This is a genomic window from Bradyrhizobium sp. CCBAU 51753 (assembly GCF_015291565.1).
Classification (GTDB): Bacteria; Pseudomonadota; Alphaproteobacteria; order Rhizobiales; family Xanthobacteraceae; genus Bradyrhizobium; species Bradyrhizobium ivorense.
Window position 1 is genome coordinate 4668261 of the sequence record NZ_CP030037.1, and the last position, 19177, is coordinate 4687437.

21 protein-coding genes are annotated in these 19177 nt (G+C 65.4%); 14 read left to right on the forward strand and 7 right to left on the reverse strand.

What is annotated here, in order from left to right:
- Nucleotides 1–96 precede the first annotated feature (96 nt).
- Together XH93_RS21055 and XH93_RS42770 are read right to left on the reverse strand one after the other, a co-directional pair.
- A complete protein-coding gene (locus XH93_RS21055) occupies nucleotides 97–1206 on the reverse strand; it encodes a D-alanine--D-alanine ligase family protein (protein ID WP_194469004.1) in 1110 nt (369 codons plus the stop codon).
- A gap of 79 nt (nucleotides 1207–1285) precedes the next feature.
- Nucleotides 1286–1408 carry a hypothetical protein gene (locus XH93_RS42770; protein WP_256436469.1) on the reverse strand — a complete coding sequence of 41 codons (123 nt, stop codon included), beginning with the start codon at nucleotides 1406–1408 and terminating at the stop codon, nucleotides 1286–1288.
- A 76-nt stretch (nucleotides 1409–1484) separates the two neighbouring features.
- Here XH93_RS42770 and XH93_RS21060 point away from each other — a divergent pair, with 76 nt between their 5' ends.
- The 12 genes from XH93_RS21060 (at nucleotide 1485) to XH93_RS21115 (ending at nucleotide 12291) form a co-directional block, all read left to right on the forward strand.
- Entirely contained in the window at nucleotides 1485–2036 is a 552-nt protein-coding gene (locus XH93_RS21060; RefSeq protein WP_194469005.1) for an NADPH-dependent FMN reductase, read from the forward strand.
- A gap of 55 nt (nucleotides 2037–2091) precedes the next feature.
- Nucleotides 2092–2409: a septum formation initiator family protein gene (locus XH93_RS21065; RefSeq protein WP_139483785.1), complete on the forward strand. Its 318-nt coding sequence runs from the start codon at nucleotides 2092–2094 to the stop codon at nucleotides 2407–2409.
- Between the two features lie 159 nt (nucleotides 2410–2568).
- The gene (gene pdhA, locus XH93_RS21070; protein ID WP_194469006.1) at nucleotides 2569–3588 is read left to right on the forward strand and encodes a pyruvate dehydrogenase (acetyl-transferring) E1 component subunit alpha; all 1020 of its coding nucleotides are present in this window, start codon (nucleotides 2569–2571) and stop codon (nucleotides 3586–3588) included.
- A 44-nt stretch (nucleotides 3589–3632) separates the two neighbouring features.
- Nucleotides 3633–5033, forward strand: a complete 1401-nt coding sequence (locus XH93_RS21075; protein WP_194469007.1) for a pyruvate dehydrogenase complex E1 component subunit beta — start codon at nucleotides 3633–3635, stop codon at nucleotides 5031–5033.
- Nucleotides 5034–5038: 5 nt separating this feature from the next.
- The gene (locus XH93_RS21080; protein WP_139483782.1) at nucleotides 5039–5344 is read left to right on the forward strand and encodes a DUF5076 domain-containing protein; all 306 of its coding nucleotides are present in this window, start codon (nucleotides 5039–5041) and stop codon (nucleotides 5342–5344) included.
- Between the two features lie 2 nt (nucleotides 5345–5346).
- Nucleotides 5347–6705: a pyruvate dehydrogenase complex dihydrolipoamide acetyltransferase gene (locus tag XH93_RS21085; RefSeq protein WP_194469008.1), complete on the forward strand. Its 1359-nt coding sequence runs from the start codon at nucleotides 5347–5349 to the stop codon at nucleotides 6703–6705.
- Between the two features lie 12 nt (nucleotides 6706–6717).
- Nucleotides 6718–6894: a hypothetical protein gene (locus tag XH93_RS21090; RefSeq protein WP_194469009.1), complete on the forward strand. Its 177-nt coding sequence runs from the start codon at nucleotides 6718–6720 to the stop codon at nucleotides 6892–6894.
- Nucleotides 6894–7136, forward strand: coding sequence for a hypothetical protein (locus tag XH93_RS21095; protein WP_194469010.1), 243 nt, complete (start codon nucleotides 6894–6896; stop codon nucleotides 7134–7136). Before XH93_RS21090 ends, XH93_RS21095 begins: the two co-directional genes overlap by 1 nt.
- Before the next feature lie 17 nt (nucleotides 7137–7153).
- Nucleotides 7154–8575, forward strand: a complete 1422-nt coding sequence (gene lpdA / locus XH93_RS21100; RefSeq protein ID WP_194469011.1) for a dihydrolipoyl dehydrogenase — start codon at nucleotides 7154–7156, stop codon at nucleotides 8573–8575.
- A 193-nt stretch (nucleotides 8576–8768) separates the two neighbouring features.
- A complete protein-coding gene (locus XH93_RS21105; RefSeq protein ID WP_139483778.1) occupies nucleotides 8769–10010 on the forward strand; it encodes a threonine synthase in 1242 nt (413 codons plus the stop codon).
- A 127-nt stretch (nucleotides 10011–10137) separates the two neighbouring features.
- Nucleotides 10138–11106, forward strand: coding sequence for a tripartite tricarboxylate transporter substrate binding protein BugD (locus XH93_RS21110; protein WP_194469012.1), 969 nt, complete (start codon nucleotides 10138–10140; stop codon nucleotides 11104–11106).
- 99 nt (nucleotides 11107–11205) lie between these two features.
- A complete protein-coding gene (locus XH93_RS21115) occupies nucleotides 11206–12291 on the forward strand; it encodes an IS4 family transposase (RefSeq protein WP_194469013.1) in 1086 nt (361 codons plus the stop codon).
- A 205-nt stretch (nucleotides 12292–12496) separates the two neighbouring features.
- Here XH93_RS21115 and XH93_RS21120 read toward each other — a convergent pair whose 3' ends face one another.
- Nucleotides 12497–14698 carry a lytic transglycosylase domain-containing protein gene (locus XH93_RS21120; RefSeq protein ID WP_194469014.1) on the reverse strand — a complete coding sequence of 734 codons (2202 nt, stop codon included), beginning with the start codon at nucleotides 14696–14698 and terminating at the stop codon, nucleotides 12497–12499.
- Nucleotides 14699–14971: 273 nt separating this feature from the next.
- On the opposite strand from XH93_RS21120, the gene XH93_RS21125 reads away from it, so the two are divergent.
- Nucleotides 14972–15820: an SMP-30/gluconolactonase/LRE family protein gene (locus tag XH93_RS21125; protein ID WP_194469015.1), complete on the forward strand. Its 849-nt coding sequence runs from the start codon at nucleotides 14972–14974 to the stop codon at nucleotides 15818–15820.
- On the opposite strand, the gene XH93_RS21130 is transcribed toward XH93_RS21125, so the two are convergent.
- Complete coding sequence (locus XH93_RS21130; RefSeq protein WP_172626933.1) at nucleotides 15811–15981, reverse strand: hypothetical protein; 171 nt, start codon at nucleotides 15979–15981, stop codon at nucleotides 15811–15813. The two genes, XH93_RS21125 and XH93_RS21130, sit on opposite strands and share 10 nt — an antisense overlap.
- A 111-nt stretch (nucleotides 15982–16092) precedes the next feature.
- Between XH93_RS21130 and XH93_RS21135 the strand changes: the two genes are divergently transcribed.
- Entirely contained in the window at nucleotides 16093–16230 is a 138-nt protein-coding gene (locus tag XH93_RS21135; protein ID WP_172626932.1) for a hypothetical protein, read from the forward strand.
- A gap of 2 nt (nucleotides 16231–16232) precedes the next feature.
- Here the strand turns inward: XH93_RS21135 and XH93_RS21140 are convergent, their stop codons facing one another.
- Genes XH93_RS21140 through dctP form a run of 3 tightly spaced genes read right to left on the reverse strand, consistent with a single transcriptional unit; the run spans nucleotide 16233 to nucleotide 19161 of the window.
- A complete protein-coding gene (locus XH93_RS21140) occupies nucleotides 16233–17591 on the reverse strand; it encodes a TRAP transporter large permease (protein WP_194469016.1) in 1359 nt (452 codons plus the stop codon).
- Nucleotides 17588–18142 carry a TRAP transporter small permease gene (locus XH93_RS21145; RefSeq protein ID WP_194469017.1) on the reverse strand — a complete coding sequence of 185 codons (555 nt, stop codon included), beginning with the start codon at nucleotides 18140–18142 and terminating at the stop codon, nucleotides 17588–17590. The genes XH93_RS21140 and XH93_RS21145 overlap by 4 nt, the downstream gene beginning before the upstream one ends.
- Nucleotides 18139–19161 (reverse strand): TRAP transporter substrate-binding protein DctP, encoded by a 1023-nt coding sequence (gene dctP, locus XH93_RS21150; RefSeq protein ID WP_194469018.1) that lies wholly within the window; start codon nucleotides 19159–19161, stop codon nucleotides 18139–18141. Before dctP ends, XH93_RS21145 begins: the two co-directional genes overlap by 4 nt.
- Nucleotides 19162–19177: the final 16 nt, after the last annotated feature.

A 19177-nucleotide genomic window follows, 5' to 3' on the forward strand; every position in this document is an offset into this window, starting at 1 on the left:
CGGCTCAAGCACTGCCGCCTCTGGAATACTGGATCACCCGCATGCGCGGGTGATGACACCGAGCTAGCTGCAAGTTCGGTGTCGTCCCTGCCTAAACTAGTCGCGATCGAACGCCAGTTTCCTCAAGCGCTGCTGACGCGCCATGGCGTGGCCGATCAGGACATCCATCAGCGCGGGCTGTGGCAGGCCGCTGGCCTCCCACAGCCGCGGATACATGCTGATATTGGTGAAGCCGGGCAGCGTGTTGGCCTCGTTGATGTAGGCCTGTTCGCCGTGCAGGAAGAAGTCGATCCGCGCCATTCCTTCGCAGCCGAGCACAGCGAACGTCCTGATGGCGAGCTCCCGGATCTGATCGGCGATCGCAGGCTTCACGTCGGCGGGCACGCGAAGCAGAGCGCCCTCGGCATCGAGATATTTCGCATCATACGAATAGAAGCCGTGCTTGTCCGAGGGGACGATCTCGCCGAGCTCCGAGGCGCGGACCCGGCCTTCGGCGTCCTCGAGCACCGAACATTCGACCTCGCGGATCGGCGCGATGCATAGCTCGACCAGGATCTTGCTGTCGAAGCGAAACGCCGACCGGCAGCAGTCGTCGAATTCGGCAGCGGTCCGGGCCTTCGAGACGCCGACCGACGAGCCCATGTTGGCCGGCTTGACGAAGACCTCCTGCGATCCGAGGGCGCCGACCGCGGCGTCGTAGGTGATCGGAGCTGCGGCCGACACAACGACGCAGGGGACAACAGGCAATCCCGCCTCGCGCATCAGCCGTTTTGCAAAATCCTTGTCCATCGCGGCGGCCGATCCCATCACGCGCGAGCCGACATAGGCGACGTCGGACAGTTCGAGCGCGCCCTGCACCGTGCCGTCCTCGCCGTTCGGGCCGTGCAGCACCGGGAAGACGACGTCGAATGCCGGCAATTCCTGAACACCATGACCTTCGAGCGCCAGCGCGCGGCCTTGTCCGCCCGGCAGCAAAGCGAGGCGCGGTCCATCGTCCGGAATGGTCAGCGCGCCGCTGCCGGTGCCGGCGCCGTTTCCTGCAGGCACGACGATCCAGCGGCCATCGCGCGTGATCCCGATCGCGGTCGCCTCGTAGCGGTCCGGGTCGAGGGCGCGCAGCACGTTGGCTGCGGACGCCCGCGAGACGTCGTGCTCGGCGGACCTCCCGCCGAACAGGATGGCAACCCTCATCTTGTGCTTTGCCATGGATTAGTTCTCTGGGTTAGTTCTCTGGCTTGCTGCTCTGGATAGGCCGGATGATGCGCGCGATCCGCCTGCAATATGTTTAAACGAACATGTCGATAATTTGCCCCGATACGGTGATGAGATCGGCGGTCTGTGGGGCGGCATCGCGGCGGCGTTCGGCCAAATTTCCAAAACGCTGCGTTTCCGGAATTGCACAATCCATGCACTTGCATCTTTCTCGCCGCACCGGTAGGTGAAGGCGGACCGTTCGCTTCACGCACAACCCGAGGGGATTTGCTATGGCCTATAACATCGTCACCATCGTCGGCAGCATCCGCAAGCAGAGCTTTTCGCTCAAGATCGCCAATGCGCTCGCCAAGCTCGCGCCGGACACGCTGAAACTCGACGTCACGACGCTGCAGGGCATTTCCTTCTTCAACCAGGATCTCGAGGCCGCGCCGCCGGCGGACTGGCTCGCGTTCCGCGACAAGCTGCAGAAGTCGAACGGCGTGCTGTTCGTGACCCCCGAATACAATCGTTCGATCCCGGGCGTGCTGAAGAATGCGATCGACGTCGGCTCGCGCCCCTATGGCAAGAGCTCGTTCAACGGCAAGCCGACCGGCATCATTTCCAACTCGCCGGGTCCACTCGGCGGCGTCAGCGCGGCCAAGCACCTGCAGAACATCCTGCCCGGCATCTCGGGCCCCATCCTGCAGCAGCCGGAAATCTATCTGAACGGCGTCGGCGACGCTTTTGACGAGCAGGGCGCGCTGGTCAAGGAAGCGCTGAAGACCGTGCTGCAGCAGTACATTACGGCGTTCGCGGCCCACATCGAGGCGCACAACAGGTAAGCAGGGCCGCGCGCTCTTAAGCGTCCATTAACATGGCCGCCGCAAGGTGGCGGCCATGGTCTCCCGCACACGACTCAAATCGATCCTGACCGGGCTTGCGCTCTACACGATAGCGGCGCTGATGGTCAGCTATTTCGGGGTCAATGCCTATACCGGCAAGTATGGCCTGAACGCGCGGCAGGAGCTCGATCAGGAGATCATCGCGCTGACCTCGGAGCTGGCGCGCCTGAAGAAGGAGCGCGCCGAGGGCGAGCAGCGGGTGTCGCTGTTGCGGTCCGATCGGGTCGATCCCGACATGCTCGACGAGCGTGCGCGCTTCCAGCTCGACTACGTCAATCCGCGCGATCTCGTCCGGATCAACAAGGCGAATTGACGCGTTCGCAAATTTCAAAAATTCTCGCGTGCTATCACAAAAGTGTCGCGCCGCGTTGCACTGCGGCATAGCAAAATTCCATCCAGCGAACGCACTGCTTCCAAGGCGATTTGACTTGGGTTAGAGAGGGCTTTCCGACCTCTCTCACCCGGAATTGCCATGGCCGCACCGAAGAAATCCGCCGCAAAAGAAGCAGGGCAGGAGAAGGCGGGATCTCCGCCCGACCTGAGCCAGGAGCAGGAACTCAAGGCGCTGCGCGACATGCTGTTGATCCGGCGCTTCGAGGAGAAGGCCGGCCAGCTCTACGGCATGGGTGCGATCGGCGGCTTCTGCCATCTCTATATCGGCCAGGAGGCGGTCGTCGTCGGCATGCAGATGGCGCTGAAGCTCGGCGACCAGGTCATAACCGGCTACCGCGACCACGGCCACATGCTGGCCTGCGGCATGGAGGCCAAGGGCGTGATGGCCGAGTTGACCGGGCGCCGCGGCGGCTATTCCAAGGGCAAGGGCGGCTCCATGCACATGTTCAGCCTGGAGAAGCACTTCTATGGCGGTCACGGCATCGTCGGCGCGCAGGTGTCGCTCGGCACCGGGCTTGGCTTTGCCAACCGCTATCGCGGTAACGATTCCGTCAGCGTGACCTATTTCGGCGACGGCGCGGCCAACCAGGGCCAGGTCTACGAAAGCTTCAACATGGCGGAGCTGTGGAAGCTGCCGGTGATCTACGTCATCGAGAACAACCGCTACGCCATGGGCACCTCGGTGTCGCGCGCCTCGGCGCAGCAGGATTTCTCCAAACGCGGCGCCTCCTTCAACATTCCTGGCAGGCAGGTCGACGGCATGGATGTGCGCGCCGTGAAGGCCGCCGCCGACGAGGCGGTGGCCTGGTGCCGCGGCGGCAACGGCCCGATCATCCTGGAGATGCAGACCTATCGCTATCGCGGCCACTCGATGTCCGATCCCGCGAAGTATCGCACCCGTGAGGAGGTCGAGAAGGTCCGCCACGACCAGGATCCGATCGAGCAGGTGCGTAACCGCCTGCTGGAGGCCAAGGTCAGCGAGCAGGATCTGAAGGCGATCGACGCCGAGGTTCGCGAGATCGTCAACGCCGCTGCCGACTTTGCGCAGCACGATCCGGAGCCCGATCCGTCCGAGCTCTACACCGACGTCTACCGCTGATTCCCCGCGCAGAAGAACTTTCAAGACCGATTTCGGGAGCCGATATGCCCATTCAAGTGCTGATGCCTGCGCTGTCGCCCACCATGGAGAAGGGCAACCTCGCCAAATGGCTGAAAAAGGAAGGCGAGACCATCAAGTCCGGTGACGTCATCGCCGAGATCGAGACCGACAAGGCGACGATGGAAGTCGAGGCGACCGACGAGGGCACGCTCGGCAAGATCCTGATTCCGGAAGGCACCGCCGACGTCGCGGTGAACACGCCGATCGCCACCATCCTTGCCGACGGCGAAAGCGCCGCCGATCTCGCCAAGGCGCCCGCCGTGCCGCCGCCGAAAGCCGAAGCCGCGCCGGCGGAAGCCAAGACGGAAGCCAAGGCCGAGGCGCCGGCACCCAAGCCTGCGGCGGCACCGGCCGCTCCGGCAGCGGTTGCGGCTTCCGATCCGGAAGTGCCCGAAGGCACCGAGATGGTCACGCAGACTATCCGTGAAGCGCTGCGCGATGCGATGGCCGAGGAGATGCGGCGCGACGGCGACGTCTTCATCATGGGCGAGGAAGTCGCCGAATATCAGGGCGCCTACAAGGTGACCCAGGGCCTGCTGCAGGAATTCGGCGCGCGCCGCGTGATCGACACCCCGATCACCGAGCACGGCTTTGCCGGCGTCGGCATCGGTGCGGCGATGGCGGGCCTGAAGCCGATCGTCGAGTTCATGACCTGGAATTTCGCGATGCAGGCGATGGACCAGATCATCAATTCCGCCGGCAAGACGCTGTACATGTCCGGCGGCCAGATGGGCTGCTCGATCGTGTTCCGCGGCCCGAACGGCGCCGCCGCGCGCGTCGCCGCGCAGCACAGCCAGGACTATGCCGCCTGGTACTCGCAGATCCCCGGCCTCAAGGTGATCGCGCCGTATTCGGCCGCCGACTACAAGGGCCTGCTCAAGGCTGCGATCCGCGATCCCAATCCGGTGATCTTCCTCGAGAACGAGGTGCTGTACGGCCACACCGGCGAAGTGCCGAAGCTCGCCGACTTCATCGTGCCGATCGGCAAGGCCAAGATCGCGCGCCCCGGCAAGGACGTCACCCTCGTCTCCTGGGCGATGGGCATGTCCTATGCGCTGAAGGCCGCCGAAGAGCTTGCCAAGGAGGGCATCGAGGCCGAGGTCGTCGACCTCCGCACCATCCGCCCGATGGACACCGAGACCGTCGTCAACTCGGTGAAGAAGACCGGCCGTGCGGTCACGGTGGAAGAGGGCTGGCAGCAGAGCGGCGTCGGCGCCGAGGTCGCAGCACGGATCATGGAGCACGCCTTCGACTACCTCGATGCGCCGGTCGCGCGCGTCTCCGGCAAGGACGTGCCGATGCCCTATGCCCACAATCTCGAGAAGCTCGCCCTGCCGTCTGTCGCCGAGGTGGTCGCGGCCGCCAAGGCCGTGTCCTACCGGTAAGCCCCATGGCCGGTCCCAAGGAGCAGCCGCTGCCGCCCGACGTGATGGGCCGCGAGGACGCCATCGAGGTGCTGCGCGCATTCGTGGTCGACGGCGGCCTGTCGATCGCGTTCCAGCGCGCGTTCGAGGAGCCGGACATGTGGGGGCTGATGCTTGTCGACATCGCCCGCCACGCCGCGCGCGCCTATGCCCGCGAGAGCGAATTCACCGAGGACGAAGCGCTCGCGCGCATCGTCGAGATGTTCGAAGCCGAAATCGCCCGGCCGACCGACATGGGCAAGACCATGCCACGGTCGCAACAAGGTCACTGACAATGCCGATCAACATTCTCATGCCCGCGCTGTCGCCCACGATGGAGAAGGGCAACCTTGCCAAGTGGCTCAAGAAGGAGGGCGACAAAGTCAAGTCCGGCGACGTGATCGCGGAGATCGAGACCGACAAGGCGACGATGGAAGTCGAGGCGGTCGACGAGGGCACGATCGCAAAGATCCTGGTGCCCGAGGGCACGCAGGATGTGCCGGTCAACGACATCATCGCGGTGCTCGCCGGCGATGGCGAGGACGTCAAGGCGGCGGCCAGCGCCGGTGGCGCGCCTGCCGCGAAGCCGGCCGAGGCGCCAAAGCCCGCCGAGGCGCCGAAGCCGGCCGCTGCTGCACCGACGCCCGCACCCGCGCTGGAGGCCAAGCCGGCTCCCGCACCGGCGCCGCAGCCTGCCGCAGCACCCGCCGCCGCGCAGGCCAATGGTCACGGCCGCATCTTCTCCTCGCCGCTGGCGCGCCGTCTCGCCAAGGATGCGGGGATCGATCTCGGCCGCATCAACGGCACCGGGCCGCACGGCCGCGTCATCGCGCGCGACGTCGAGGAGGCAAAATCCGGCAAGGGCCTGAAGGCGCCGGCGGCCGCGCCCGCCGCCGGGCCGAGCATCGCGCCGTCGATGTCGGACAAGCAGATTTTGGCGCTGTTCGAGCCCGGCAGCTACGAAGTCGTGCCGCATGACGGCATGCGTCGGACCATCGCACAGCGCCTGACGGCGTCGGTGCAGAGCGTCCCGCATTTCTACCTCACCATCGACTGCGACATCGGCAAGCTGCTCGCCGCGCGCGAGGAGATCAACGCCGCTGCGCCGAAGGACGAGAAGAAGCCGCTCTACAAGATCTCGGTCAACGATTTCGTCATCAAGGCGATGGCGGTTGCGCTGCAGAAGATCCCGAACTGCAATGTGAGCTGGACCGACGGCGGCATGGTCAAGCACAAGCATTCCGACGTCGGCGTTGCGGTGGCGATGCCGGGCGGCCTGATCACTCCGATCATCCGCAAGGCCGAGACCAAGACGCTGTCGACGATCTCCAACGAGATGAAGGATTTTGCCACCCGCGCCCGCGGCCGCAAGCTGAAGCCGGAAGAGTACCAGGGCGGCACCACGGCGGTGTCGAACCTCGGCATGTACGGCATCAACCACTTTACCGCTGTCATCAACCCGCCGCATGCGACGATCCTTGCGGTCGGCACCTCGGAGGAGCGGCCGGTGGTGCGCGGCGGCAAGATCGAGATCGCGCAGATGATGAGCGTGACGTTGTCGTGCGATCACCGCGCGATCGACGGCGCGCTCGGCGCCGAGCTGATCGGCGCCTTCAAGCAGCTGATCGAAAACCCCGTGATGATGATGGTCTGACGGGCATCGGTCATGTACGCGATCTACGGTCCGTACGTCCTGCTCGCCGCCATCGCCGCCGCGTCGGTCATTGCGGTCAATCGCGATCTCGTATCCACGATCCAGTTCAGGATCATGATCATCGGCGCGGGCGTGCTCGCGCTGATCTGGACGGTGATCCTCGGCGTGTTTTGGCCGGAACATGGATAATGGCCGACAGACGGATCACGCGCTGGCCCTGGATCTCGCTGCTGCTGTCGGCCGCCGCCGCGCTCAATCCGGTCGGGCTGGACATTCTGCGCTCCGCGTTCTTTGCCGGCGAACAGCTGGCGCGGAGCATCGGCCAGGCCGTCGTGCTGATCGCCGCGGTCATCATGGCCCTGGTCATCGCCCTCGAATGGCTGGTCAGGTTGTTGATCACAAGAAGCCGCGCCCGCGGTGTCACAAGTTGAGTTGAATGGGAGCCGTCATGGCCGACACATCTTTCGACGTCATCATCATCGGCTCCGGTCCCGGCGGCTACGTCACGGCGATCCGTGCCGCGCAGCTCGGTTTCAAGACCGCGATAGTCGAAAAATCCTATCTCGGCGGCATCTGCCTGAACTGGGGCTGCATCCCGACCAAGGCGCTGCTGCGCTCGGCCGAGATCTATCACTACATGCAGCACGCCAAGGACTATGGGCTGTCGGCGGACAACGTCTCGTTCGATCCGAAGGCCGTGGTGCAGCGCTCGCGCGGGGTCTCGAAGCGGCTCAACGACGGCGTCGGCTTCCTGATGAAGAAGAACAAGGTGACGGTGATCTGGGGCGATGCCAGCATCGACGCGCCCGGCAAGATCACGGTGAAAAAGTCGGCGGTCGAGGCGCCGAAGGGCGCGCTCGGCGAGGGGGCGTACCAGGCCAAACACATCATCATCGCGACCGGCGCGCGGCCGCGCGTGCTGCCCGGGCTCGAGCCCGACAAGAAGCTGGTCTGGACCTATTTTGAGGCGATGGTGCCGGACCGGATGCCGAAATCGTTGCTGGTGGTCGGCTCCGGCGCGATCGGCATCGAGTTCGCCTCGTTCTTCCACACCATGGGCGCCGACGTCACCGTGGTCGAGGTGCTGCCGCAGATCCTCCCGGTCGAGGATGCCGAGATCGCGGGGCTAGCGCGCAAGCGGTTCGAGAAGATGGGGATCAAGATCCTCACCTCGACCAAAGTGACAAAACTCGAGAAGAAGGCCGACAGCGTGGTCGCGACCATCGACGATGGCAAGGGGCAGCCGCAGGCCAAGGAGTTCGAGCGCGTCATCTCGGCGGTCGGCGTGGTCGGCAACATCGAAAATCTCGGGCTGGAAAAGCTCGGCGTGAAGACCGACCGCGGCTGCATCGTGATCGACGGCCTCGGCAAGACCAACGTCCCCGGCATCTATGCGATCGGTGATGTCGCCGGCCCGCCGATGCTCGCGCACAAGGCCGAGCATGAGGGCGTGATCTGCATCGAGGCGATCAAGGGGCTGCACCCGCATCCGATGGACAAGCTGATGATCCCGGGTTGCACCTATTGCCACCCGCAGGTCGCCTCGGTCGGGCTCACCGAAGCCAACGCGAAAGAGGGCGGCCGCGAGATCCGCGTCGGCCGCTTCCCGTTCGTCGGCAACGGCAAGGCGATCGCGCTGGGCGAGGACCAGGGCCTGGTCAAGGTCGTCTTCGACAAGAAGACCGGGCAACTGCTCGGCGCGCACATGATCGGCGCCGAGGTGACCGAACTGATCCAGGGCTATGTCGTCGCGATGAACCTGGAGACCACGGAAGAGGAGCTGATGCACACCGTGTTCCCGCATCCGACACTATCCGAAATGATGAAGGAAGCGGTGCTCGACGCGTATGGCCGGGTGCTGAATATTTGACGGACACAGCGCGGAAGGCCGCGCAACAATGGCCGTCCCGTCATCCTGAGGCGCTCGCGAAGCGAGCCTCGAAGGATGCACGGCCGAGATCTAGCAGCCGGGCTCGTCGCCCTTCGAGGGCCGCTGAAGGAGCGGCCACCTCAGGGTGACGGGTCTTGGAGTGGTGAACTGAAAAACAAGAAAGACGGAAACCGTGAAAGACAACGACAACCTCACCATCGAACGCCCGACCTTCGTCACCCATCTCGAATGCGCGATGGAGGGCGATCATTATCCGGCCGATCAGGTGCACAACCTCTCCAAGGCCGGCAAGCCGCTCTTGGTGCGCTACGACCTCGCCGGCGTGAAGAAGGCGCTGACCAAGGCCGCGCTCGCCGAGCGGCCCGCCGATCTGTGGCGCTACCGCGAGCTGCTGCCGGTGCGCAAATGCCAGGACATCGTCAGCCTGGGCGAGGTCGCGACGCCGCTGATCCGGCTGCCAAAGCTGTCCGCAAAGCTCGGCGGCGGCGAGATCATCGTCAAGGACGAGGGACGGCTGCCGACCGGCTCGTTCAAGGCGCGCGGCCTCGTGATGGCGGTGTCGATGGGCAAGGCGCTCGGCATCAAGCACATGGCGATGCCGACCAACGGCAATGCGGGTGCGGCGCTCGCCGCCTACGCCACCTCCTGCGGCATCAAGACCACGATCTTCTGTCCGGCCGATACGCCTGAGGTGAACGTCAGCGAGATCGAGCTGCAGGGCGCCACCGTCTATCGCGTCAACGGCTATATCGACGATTGCGGCAAGATCGTCGGCGAGGGCAAGGCCAAGGTCGGCTGGTTCGACACTTCGACCCTGAAGGAGCCGTACCGGATCGAAGGCAAGAAGACGATGGGCCTCGAGCTCGCCGAGCAGCTCGGCTGGGACGTGCCCGACGTGATCTTCTATCCGACCGGCGGCGGCACCGGCCTGATCGGCATGTGGAAGGCGTTCGACGAGCTCGAGAAGATCGGCTTCATCGGAAGCAAGCGCCCGCGCATGGTCGCGGTGCAGGCCTCCGGCTGCGCGCCAATGGTGCGTGCCTACGAGGCCGGCACCGAGCACGCGGCACGCTGGGAGGACGCCCACACCATCGCCTCGGGCATCCGCGTGCCGCAAGCGATCGGCGATTTCCTGATCCTGCGCGCGGTGCGCGAGAGCAAGGGCTTTGCCATCGCGGTCGACGACGACAAGATTTCGGCCGCGCTCAACGAAGTCGCGCGCGAGGAGGGGTTCTTGCTGTGTCCCGAGGGCGCAGCGACGTACGCTGCCTACAAGGACAGCCTCGCCGACGGCCGGGTCAGCAAGAACGACCGCGTCATGTTGTTCAACTGCGCCAGTGGCCTGAAATACCCGCTGCCGCCGGTGACGCGGACGCTGGACCGGCACAAGCCGATCGATTTCTCGCAGTTTTAAGCGCGATCATTTGTAGGTCGTCATTGCGAGCGAAGCGAAGCAATCCATCTCACCGCATATGCTGAAGCATGGATTGCTTCGTCGCTTCGCTCCTCGCAAAGACGAGGTCATTTTGAGGGAGTGAGCGATGCGGAGACTGGTTCTGGCCGTGCTGGCGATGTTGGCGTTCACCGGGGCCGGTTTGGCGCAATCCTATCCGACGCACCCGATCACCGTCATCGTGCCGTTCTCGGCCGGTGGGCCGTCGGATGCGATGGCGCGCGTGCTCGGCGAGCGCATGAAGCAGTCGCTCGGCGAGGTGCTGCTGATCGAGAACGTCACCGGCGCGGGCGGTTCGATCGGCGTCGGCCGCGCGGTGCGCTCCGCGCCCGATGGCTACACCGTCTCGTTCGGCCATCTCGGCACCCATGTCGCGAACGGTGCGATCTACAAGCTCGGCTACGACCTCGTCACCGATCTGGAGCCGGTGGTGCTGCTGCCGAGCAATCCCATGATCATCGTCAGCAAGAACGCCGTGCCGGCGAAATCGCTCAAGGAGCTGCTGGAGTGGCTGAAGTCGCGACCACAGCCGCCGACCGCGGGCACCGCCGGCGCCGGCAGCGGCAGCCATATCGCCGGGCTCTACTTTGAAAACGTCTCCGGCATCAAGCTGCAATACGTGCCGTATCGCGGCACCGGTCCGGCGCTGAACGATCTCGTCGCGGGGCAGATCGACATCATCGTCGACCAAACCTCGAACTCGATCAACCAGGTCCGCGCCGGCAACATCCGCGCCTATGCCGTCACCGACTCCAAGCGCGTCGAGAACGCCAAGGACGTCCCGACCGTCGACGAGGCCGGCCTGCCGGGCTTCCACATGACGCTGTGGTCGGGCCTCTGGGTGCCGAAGGGCACGCCGAAGGAGATCATCGCCAAGCTCAATGCGGCGGCGGTCGAGGCGCTGAACGATCCGGCGGTGCAGAAGCAGCTGGAAAATCTCGGCCTGCAGATGCCGCCTAAGGATCAGCTGACACCCGAAGCGCTGGGTAGCTGGCAGAAGGCCGAGATCGCCAAATGGTGGCCGATGATCAAGGCCGCCAATGTGAAGGTGGATTGAAGGCACGCGTCGTCCCGGCGAAGGCCCATAGGCGCTAAAATAGGATTTGCACGTTAGATTCGTGTGTGATTCCAAGGAGAGATGGGACACGAATCGCTTTTGAACGAAGACTGGGCGCATGTTGTGACTCGGCTTGGTGGTGCCGAGGCGTTGGAGGTTGGCGCGCGCGAGACGAAGGCGTTTGTGCGTCCGCGCGAGATCAGCAATGCGGTCGATTTGCTGCGGCTGATCCTTGCGTATTGTCTGGGCACGAGAGGCCTGCGGTTGACGGCGGCATGGGCAACCTCGGTGGGCCTTGTCGATATTTCCAATGTGGCTCTGTTGTATCGCTTGCGTCAGAGTGGGGATTGGCTGGCGCAGCTGATAGGCCGGGCACTTGCGAGCGCTGCGCCGAAGGCAAGCCGCGGTCGACTGATCCGCATCGTTGACGCCACGACGGTGCCCAAGGCTGGAACCGGCGGCAGGCAGAAGAACGCGGTGTGGCGCATCCACAGTGCGTTCGATCTTCCGCGAGAGCGTTTTGGCCACTTCGAGCTGACTGATCAGCGCGACGGCGAGACACTGGACCGGATTCCGGTGGTTGCCGGCGAGATCCGTCTTGCCGACCGCGCCTATCTGCAACCGGAGCGCATGGCGCATCTGGTCGAGGCCGGTGCGGACTTCGTGATCCGCTCGGGCTGGAAGAGCGCCCGCTGGCTGGATCGCAAAGGCAATCTGATCGATCTCGTCGTCGAACTGCGCAAGGCCTCGGCACGCGGCATGATCGACCGGCCGATCTGGATAAAACGCAAGTCTGGTGGCTCGCCGCTCGCTGTCCGTTTGGTTGCCGTCAAGAAGCCGGCCCAAGCGGCCGCAATTGCACGGCGCAAGGCACGCAGGACGGCCCAGAAGGGAGGCCATCAACTCTCCAGGCAAACGCTTGAAGCCGCAGATTGGGTGATCCTGGTGACCTCGCTCAAGCCCGAGGACTTCTCAACGGCTGACGTGCTTGCCCTTTACCGGCTGCGATGGCGGATTGAACTCGGCTTCAAGCGACTGAAGAGTCTGATCGGCTTGAAGGGACCTCCAGGAACCGACGAGCGGTCAGCCAGACCCCATATCCTCGCTCATCTACTGATCATTCTTCTGCTCGAGCCGCTTGTCGACGAACTCGAGGACTCTCCCCGCTTGGCCGAAGCCGCCTGACCGGACCTGCAGCATGGCGCCTGCTCCGTCAGCTCACCGCCTCACTGCTCCAAGCCATCATTCCCCAGCCAACGATCGCACGTCTGCGCAGAGCCAGCGTCGCTCTCCAACGACATCTGCGCGAGCCTCCGAGACGCAAGCGCCGCTATCAGGCCATGATCGAACTATCTTAGCGCCTATGGGCGAAGGCCGGGACGACGCCATCTTACTGTGACGGCGCCGCGTTGGTCTCCTGTGTCGCGGCGGGCCCGCCGGCCTTGGCCATCGCCGCGCCGGCGTCGTCGAAGCGCGCCTGATAGACGGCGAGATTCTCGATCACGCGCTGCACGTAGTTGCGGGTCTCCGAGAGCGGAATCCGCTCCACCCAGTCGACCGGATCGACATTGGGATCGCGCGGGTCGCCGTAGGCCTTGACCCAGTCGCGGACCCGGCCGCGGCCGGCGTTGTAGCCGGCGAAGGTCATGATGTGGTTGCCGCGATACTCCGACAGCAGCGCGCTCAGCTCGGCCGCGCCCATCTGGGTGTTGTAGACGGGATCGGAGACCATCCGGCTCCAGTCGTAGCTGATCTTGAAGCGTTTTGCGGTGTCGCGGCCGGCTTCCGGCGTCACCTGCATCAGGCCGACGGCATTCGCTGCCGATTTGTCGCGCTGATCGAAGGCGCTCTCGGTGCGCGCCACCGAATAGGTCATGCTGCGCCCGATATCGGGCGCGACCGGCGTGTGTTTTGGAATGCCGATGGTCGGGAAAGCGTAGTGGTCGAGGGCAAAGCCGCGGCCGAGCGCGATCTTGCCGATCTGCAGCATGGCTTTGGCATCGTTGCGGCGGCCGGTGAGCTCGCCCAGCGCTTCGAGCATCCCGACATCGGTGCTTTCCTCGGCAAGGTCGGCGACGAAATAGAGCACGACGTCGGGCTCGCCGATCGCATACAGCATGTCGGCGGCGCGCACCCGCTCGTCGGCCGCCGCGCTCTCGGTGCTTGCGGCGGGCGAGGGGGCGCGCAGGTCGAGGCCGTCACGCCCGAGCTTCGCCAACGCGAGCTGGCCGTAATAGGCCGTCGGGTAGCGCGTGGCCGCTTCGTAATCGGCGCGCATCACCGCCCGGTTGCCGAGCGCCTCGGCGACGCGGCCGCGCCAATAGGCGGCGCGCGCCAGCACGGTCGGGTTGGTCTGGCCTTCGTCGATCCGCGCGAAATGCGCCGCGGCGGTCTTGGCGTCGTCGAGATAACGCAGCGCGATCCAGCCGCACATGAAGTGCAGGTCGGAGCGATAGTACGGGTTGTCCGGCAACGCCGCGGGGCGGATCACGTCGTAGGCGGTCTGGAACTTGCCCTGATCGAGCAGCTTGCGGGCCAGCGACCGCCGCTCCCGCCACCATTGGTCGGTGTCCTGCTGCGCCATCGTCTCCGGCGCGGCCGCGATCACGACGCGCGCCGCGTCGTCGATGCGGTTCTGCGCCAGCAGCCACTGCATGCGGCACAGCGTGTAGCCGAGATCGCGCCGGGCATCCTCCGGCACGTCGTTGAGCGTGTCTTCGGCCTTGCTCGATTTGCCGCGGGCGGCGCCGCAGGCCTTCACGATCGCGAGCTCGTCGCTGCCGAGCCGCTGCGCGGCACGCCTTGCGCCGGCAAGGTCCTTGGCGCCGATCCGCTTGTCCATGCGCGCGCGATGGTCGTCGCGGGTCAGGAGATCCTTGAACGCGTCATAGGCGTCGCTCTCGGTCCGATCGGACAGATCCTCCGACCGCCATGCCTCGCGCACCAGCCGCGTAGCGCCGTCGCGGTCGCCCTCGCCAAGCAGCACGCGGGCGAGGGCGAACTTGCCCTTGGCGCTCAGCGGCTGATCGAGCGTGAAGCCGTGCACCGTGGCGGCATTGCTGCGCTCCTGCCACATCCGCGCTTCGGCGCGGCGGCGCAGCAGCGTCACGCTCGGCCAGCCGGGATTGGCGGCAACGAAGGCCGCATAGCGGCTGAACGGCGCGTTCGACTCGGAATGGCGCAGCAGGTACCACTCGACGAGTTTTTGGCCGACGGGATCGGTGATCGTGCCTTGAATTTCGGTTGCCTCGCCGGTCTTGCCCCGGCGCGCGGCAACGATCGCATCCTTGATCAAAGCGAGATCGCCCGACAGTTGCGGGGCCGCCGGCTTCTCCACCGCCGGTTTCGCTTCGGCGGATTTGGACGCGGCGGATTTGGCCTTTGCAGATTTGCGTTTCTCGGCGCCGCGCTTGGCGTGCCGGCGCTTGCCGGATGTCGCCTCACGCGTCTTGGCGCCATGCGCCTTCTTGTCCGCCGCGTGCGAACTCTTGGCTTGTGGTTGGTGGTGCGGCTTGGCGGGCGCCTTGACTGGAAGCAGCGCAAGCGAAGCGGCGGTGGCGAAGCACGCCAACGGACGTAGGCAACGGTTCATTCCCTGGTCCCCCCTGCGAAACCATCAGGCACAAACGGAGCGTCACACGCGGCACAACCGCCGCAGAATACCACTACCCTCGATTCTCAGAATTAACGCTTGGTGCAACTCAACAGGGAAAAGGCGGCAAAATAAGGCACATGGCGTGTGGAACTCGGCGGAACCCCCAAGTTCCGGGCCGCCATCATCGCGCTCCGGGCGCATTTACCAGTCGTCTTGGCGCATTATTCTCGTCGCAGAGAGAATCGGGGGCTCCGCGGATGCGATCACGTCATGACGGCTGACCTGAAGACCGTGCTCGGCGGCGGCCGCTATTTCGAGGGCCCGCGCTGGCATCGCGGGCGGCTGTGGTTCGTCGACTGCATGGCGCGGACGCTGCTCAGCATCAGTCTATCAGGCGAATTGCAGCAGCATGCCACGGTGACCGACGACACGCCGTGCGGTCTCGGCGTGCTGCCTGACGGCGACATCGTGGTGCTGACGATGTTCAGCAAGCGGCTGCTGCGCTTCGCCGACGGCAAACTCTCGCTCTACGCCGACCTTTCACACATCGCGACCGGCACGATCGACGACATGATCATCGACGGGCAGGGCCGTGCCTATGTCGGCGATCTCGGCTTCGACCTGCCGCCGCCGGAGGGCCGCGGTGCCGTCGGACGGATCATCCTCGTCCTGCCTGACGGCAGCGCCCGTGTCGTCGCCGACAGCCTGCGCTTCCCTAACGGCATCGCCGTATCCTCGGATCACCGCCGGCTGGTCGTCGCCGAGATGGATGGCGCGTGCCTGGCTGACTACGAGATGGCGCCGGACGGTGGTCTGCACCTGCGCGGACGGCTCGGCGGCATGAGCGACCCTGACGGCATCTGCCTCGACCGGGACGGCGCGGTCTGGGTCGCGTCGTTCACTGAAGGCGCCTTCGTGCGGATCGGCCGCGATGGCGTGGAGCGGCAGCGGATCGCGGTGCCCGGCCGCCGCGCGCTGGCCTGCGCGCTCGGCGGCGCCGACCGCAGCACGCTGTTCTGCCTCAGCGCGGCGACCTCGTATGAGGAGTTGCGGAAGGGCAAGTCGGTGTCGCGGATCGATGTGGTCGAGGTCGATGTGCCCGGCGACGGCTACCCCTGAGGGGGTTTCTTCTTTTTCTTTTTGTTTTGAATGACTTCGGCCTGGCGCCTGAAAGCTTGGGCGAGCGTGCGCATCTGGTTTGCAACCATCGCGTCGGCGGTCGCTGCTGCGACCCGCTCGGCGGTCTGCGCCTGCTTCCGAATTGCCTTGGCCAATTTCATCACAAGGCAATCGCAAGGTGCGGGTCGCGGTTCCAAAAGGCGCAGCGCTCAACTTGTGGCTTGCAGTCAGTTCCCGTTTCGTTCACATTGGCGCAGTCTGGGAGATTCGCCATGGACGTTCAAAAAGACCGCGAGATCATCCGGCTGTGGCATGAGCTGCGGCGACTGCAGCGCGAGGGACTCCCGAGCGCGGCGATCGTTCGCCGGATCGAGAAGGCGCTCGCGGAACGGGAGCGGGAGGCGGCCTGAAGTTATCTGCCGCCGTCCGGCCCCATCACCAGGTTCGGCAGCCCGGTGGAAATCTCCGGAAAGACGCAGAGCAGCAGCACCGCCAGCATCATCAGCAGCACGAACGGCAGCGTGCCCCAGATCACCTCGCTGAGGGGGATATCGGGCGCGACGTTGCGGATGACGAAGATGTTCAGGCCCACCGGCGGGTGGATCAGGCCCATCTCCATCACGATGGTCATGACGACGCCGAACCAGATGATGTCGAAATTGGCCGCCCGCAGCGGCGGCAGGATGATCGGCGCGGTCATCAGGATGATCGAGACCGGCGGCAGGAAGAAGCCGAGCACGATCACCATCACCAGGATCGCAAACAGCAGCTCCCAGCGCGGCAGATGCATCGCGACGATTGCCTCCGCCGCCGACTGCGAGATGTGCAGGTAGCTCATCACGTAGGAATAGAGCAGCGACATGCCGATGATCATCATCAGCATGGTCGACTCCCGGATGGTCGATTTCAGGATGGGCGACAGGTCGTTCGGCGTCCACACGCTGTAGATCACCGCGATCAGCCCCAGCGCCAGCAGGCCGCCGAGGCCCGCGGTCTCCGACGGCGTGGCGTAGCCACCATAGAGCGCAATCATCACGCCGGTGAGCAGCAGCACGAACGGAACCACGCGCGGCAGCGCGCTGAAGCGCTCGGCCATGGTGAACTCGTCGCGCTGCAGGATCGCGGCGTCCTTGCCGGTCGCCTCATAGGCGGCCTTGGCGGTGGCGTACTCCTTGCGGAAGCGGAACACCGCGTAGAGGCCGAACAGTGTCACCAGCAAGAGGCCGGGGCCGATGCCGGCGAGGAACAGCCGCCCCAGCGATTTCTCGGCGGCGACCGCGAACAGGATCATTGTGATCGAGGGCGGCAGCAGGATGCCGAGGGTGCCGCCGGCGGCGATGATGCCGGCCGCGAAGCCGCCGGAATAGCCGCGCTTGCGCATCTCGGGGATGCCGGCCGAGCCGATCGCCGAGCAGGTCGCCGGCGAGGAGCCGGCCATCGCCGCAAACAGCGCGCAGGCGAACACGTTGGCGACGCCGAGCCCGCCGGGCACCCGATGCAGCCAGGCATGCAGCGCCGAATAGAGATCCTGGCCGGCGCGGGATTTGCCGATCGCCGCGCCCTTCAGGATGAACAGCGGGATCGACAGCAGCGTGATCGAGGCCATTTCCTCGTAGACGTTCTGCGTCACGGTATCGAGCGAGGCCGCCGGCATGTAGATCGCCATGAAGACGACCGCGACGGCGCCGAGCGCAAAGGCGATCGGCATGCCCGAGAACATCGCAAACAGGGTGGCGAGCCCGTAGGAGAGGCCAATACCAAATACGGTCATCGGCGCGTGCCACCGGTCAGCGGAAGGATGATCTGAAGCAGGAGCTGGATGCAGAGCAGGCTCATGCCCAGCGCCATCAGCACGTAGGGAATTGCGAGCGGCGGCGACCACATCGAGTTGGAGACCTGGCCGTCGACATAGGCCTCATGCGCCAGCGTCCAGGATTTCCAGGCGAAGAACGCGCAGAACGCAAAACTCGCGACGTCGACCAGCCACAGCCGGATGCGGTTCGTCCGCTCCGAGAGCAGGCCGACAAACGCCTCGATGCTGACATGACCGCGCTGGCTCTGGACATAGGCCGCGGTCATGAAGGTGGCGCCGACCAGCAGGAACACCGCCGCCTCGTCCTGCCAGTAGTTCGGGCTGTGAAACAGGGCGCGACCGAGCACGCTGTAGCTCAGGATGATGCAGGCCGCGATCAGGGCGATCGAGGCGAACACCACGATGACGTTGTTGCAGAGGCCAAGCGCGCGCTGCAGCACCGCCAGGGGCGTGTTGCCCATGGCAGTGCTGGTGCTGTCATCTTGATCCGTGACCGGACCATGCATCATGCGGCGACGTCGGTTGCGAGCTTCAGCAGATTGGCTGCGGTCGCCGTCTTAGCACTGTAGTCCTTCCAGGCGGTATCGCGCGCAATGTCGCGCCACTTGCCGACGGTGGCGGCATCGAGCACGCTGACCTTGGCGCCGGCCTTCTCGTAGACCTTGGCGACCTCGACGTCGTCGTCCTGCGCGCCCTTGCGGCCGAACGCTTCCAGCTCGGCGCCGACCGCCACGATGACGTCCTGCTGGTTCTTCGGCAGCTTGTCGAAGATCGCCTTCGACATCATCAGCGGCTCCAGCATGAACCAATAGGAGGCGCCGGCGCCCGAGGTCAGCGATTTCGCGACCTCCTCGAGGCGGAACGAGATCAGGCTGGTGGAGGAGGTGATGCCGGCATCGCAGGCGCCGGTCTGCATCGCGGCGTAGAGCTCGTTGGACGGCACCGACAGCACCGCGGCGCCGGCGGTCTGCAGCACCATGTCCATCTCGCGCGAGCCGCCGCGCACCTTGAGGCCCTTGGCATCCTCAGGCGCCACGATCGGCTTGGAGCGGCTGGCGACGCCGCCGGCCTGCCAGACCCAGGAGATCAGGAGGATGCCCTTGTCGGCGAGGAAGTCGGTGAGCGCCTTGCCGACCGGCTCCTTCTTCCAGCGCAGGCCCTGGTCGTAGGTGGTGACGAGGCCCGGCATCAGGCCGATATTGGTCTCCGGCAATTCACCGCCGGCATAGGGCATCGGATAGAGGCTGAGGTCGAGCGCGCCCTTGCGCATCGCCGAGAACTGCGCGTTGGTCTTGATCAGCGAGGAGTTCGGATAGACCTCGGCGGCCAGCTCGCCGCCCGAACGCTTGGCCACCTCGGCCGCGAACATCCGGCACAGCCGGTCGCGGAAGTCGCCCTTGTCGATGGTGCCGCCGGGGAATTGGTGCGAGATCTTCAGCGTGGTTGCGGCATGCGCGGTGCCCGTGCCCATCCGCAGGATGGCGGGGGCGGCGAGGGCCGAAGCGAGGACGTGGCGGCGTGTGAGCATGGTTTCTCCCCTGCAG

What these genes read in the sequence shown, in the direction of transcription:
- XH93_RS21065 (WP_139483785.1), top strand. Translation starts at nt 2,092, where the DNA reads ATGGTCTCCCGCACACGACTCAAATCGATCCTGACCGGGCTTGCGCTC.
- pdhA (WP_194469006.1), top strand. Translation starts at nt 2,569, where the DNA reads ATGGCCGCACCGAAGAAATCCGCCGCAAAAGAAGCAGGGCAGGAGAAG.
- XH93_RS21135 (WP_172626932.1), top strand. Translation starts at nt 16,093, where the DNA reads ATGGACGTTCAAAAAGACCGCGAGATCATCCGGCTGTGGCATGAGCTG.
- XH93_RS21120 (WP_194469014.1), bottom strand. Translation starts at nt 14,698, where the DNA reads ATGAACCGTTGCCTACGTCCGTTGGCGTGCTTCGCCACCGCCGCTTCG.
- XH93_RS21095 (WP_194469010.1), top strand. Translation starts at nt 6,894, where the DNA reads ATGGCCGACAGACGGATCACGCGCTGGCCCTGGATCTCGCTGCTGCTG.
- XH93_RS21110 (WP_194469012.1), top strand. Translation starts at nt 10,138, where the DNA reads ATGCGGAGACTGGTTCTGGCCGTGCTGGCGATGTTGGCGTTCACCGGG.
- XH93_RS21125 (WP_194469015.1), top strand. Translation starts at nt 14,972, where the DNA reads ATGACGGCTGACCTGAAGACCGTGCTCGGCGGCGGCCGCTATTTCGAG.
- lpdA (WP_194469011.1), top strand. Translation starts at nt 7,154, where the DNA reads ATGGCCGACACATCTTTCGACGTCATCATCATCGGCTCCGGTCCCGGC.
- XH93_RS21140 (WP_194469016.1), bottom strand. Translation starts at nt 17,591, where the DNA reads ATGACCGTATTTGGTATTGGCCTCTCCTACGGGCTCGCCACCCTGTTT.
- XH93_RS21090 (WP_194469009.1), top strand. Translation starts at nt 6,718, where the DNA reads ATGTACGCGATCTACGGTCCGTACGTCCTGCTCGCCGCCATCGCCGCC.
- dctP (WP_194469018.1), bottom strand. Translation starts at nt 19,161, where the DNA reads ATGCTCACACGCCGCCACGTCCTCGCTTCGGCCCTCGCCGCCCCCGCC.
- XH93_RS21145 (WP_194469017.1), bottom strand. Translation starts at nt 18,142, where the DNA reads ATGATGCATGGTCCGGTCACGGATCAAGATGACAGCACCAGCACTGCC.
- XH93_RS21060 (WP_194469005.1), top strand. Translation starts at nt 1,485, where the DNA reads ATGGCCTATAACATCGTCACCATCGTCGGCAGCATCCGCAAGCAGAGC.
- XH93_RS42770 (WP_256436469.1), bottom strand. Translation starts at nt 1,408, where the DNA reads ATGGATTGTGCAATTCCGGAAACGCAGCGTTTTGGAAATTTGGCCGAA.
- XH93_RS21055 (WP_194469004.1), bottom strand. Translation starts at nt 1,206, where the DNA reads ATGGCAAAGCACAAGATGAGGGTTGCCATCCTGTTCGGCGGGAGGTCC.
- XH93_RS21080 (WP_139483782.1), top strand. Translation starts at nt 5,039, where the DNA reads ATGGCCGGTCCCAAGGAGCAGCCGCTGCCGCCCGACGTGATGGGCCGC.
- XH93_RS21075 (WP_194469007.1), top strand. Translation starts at nt 3,633, where the DNA reads ATGCCCATTCAAGTGCTGATGCCTGCGCTGTCGCCCACCATGGAGAAG.
- XH93_RS21085 (WP_194469008.1), top strand. Translation starts at nt 5,347, where the DNA reads ATGCCGATCAACATTCTCATGCCCGCGCTGTCGCCCACGATGGAGAAG.
- XH93_RS21130 (WP_172626933.1), bottom strand. Translation starts at nt 15,981, where the DNA reads ATGAAATTGGCCAAGGCAATTCGGAAGCAGGCGCAGACCGCCGAGCGG.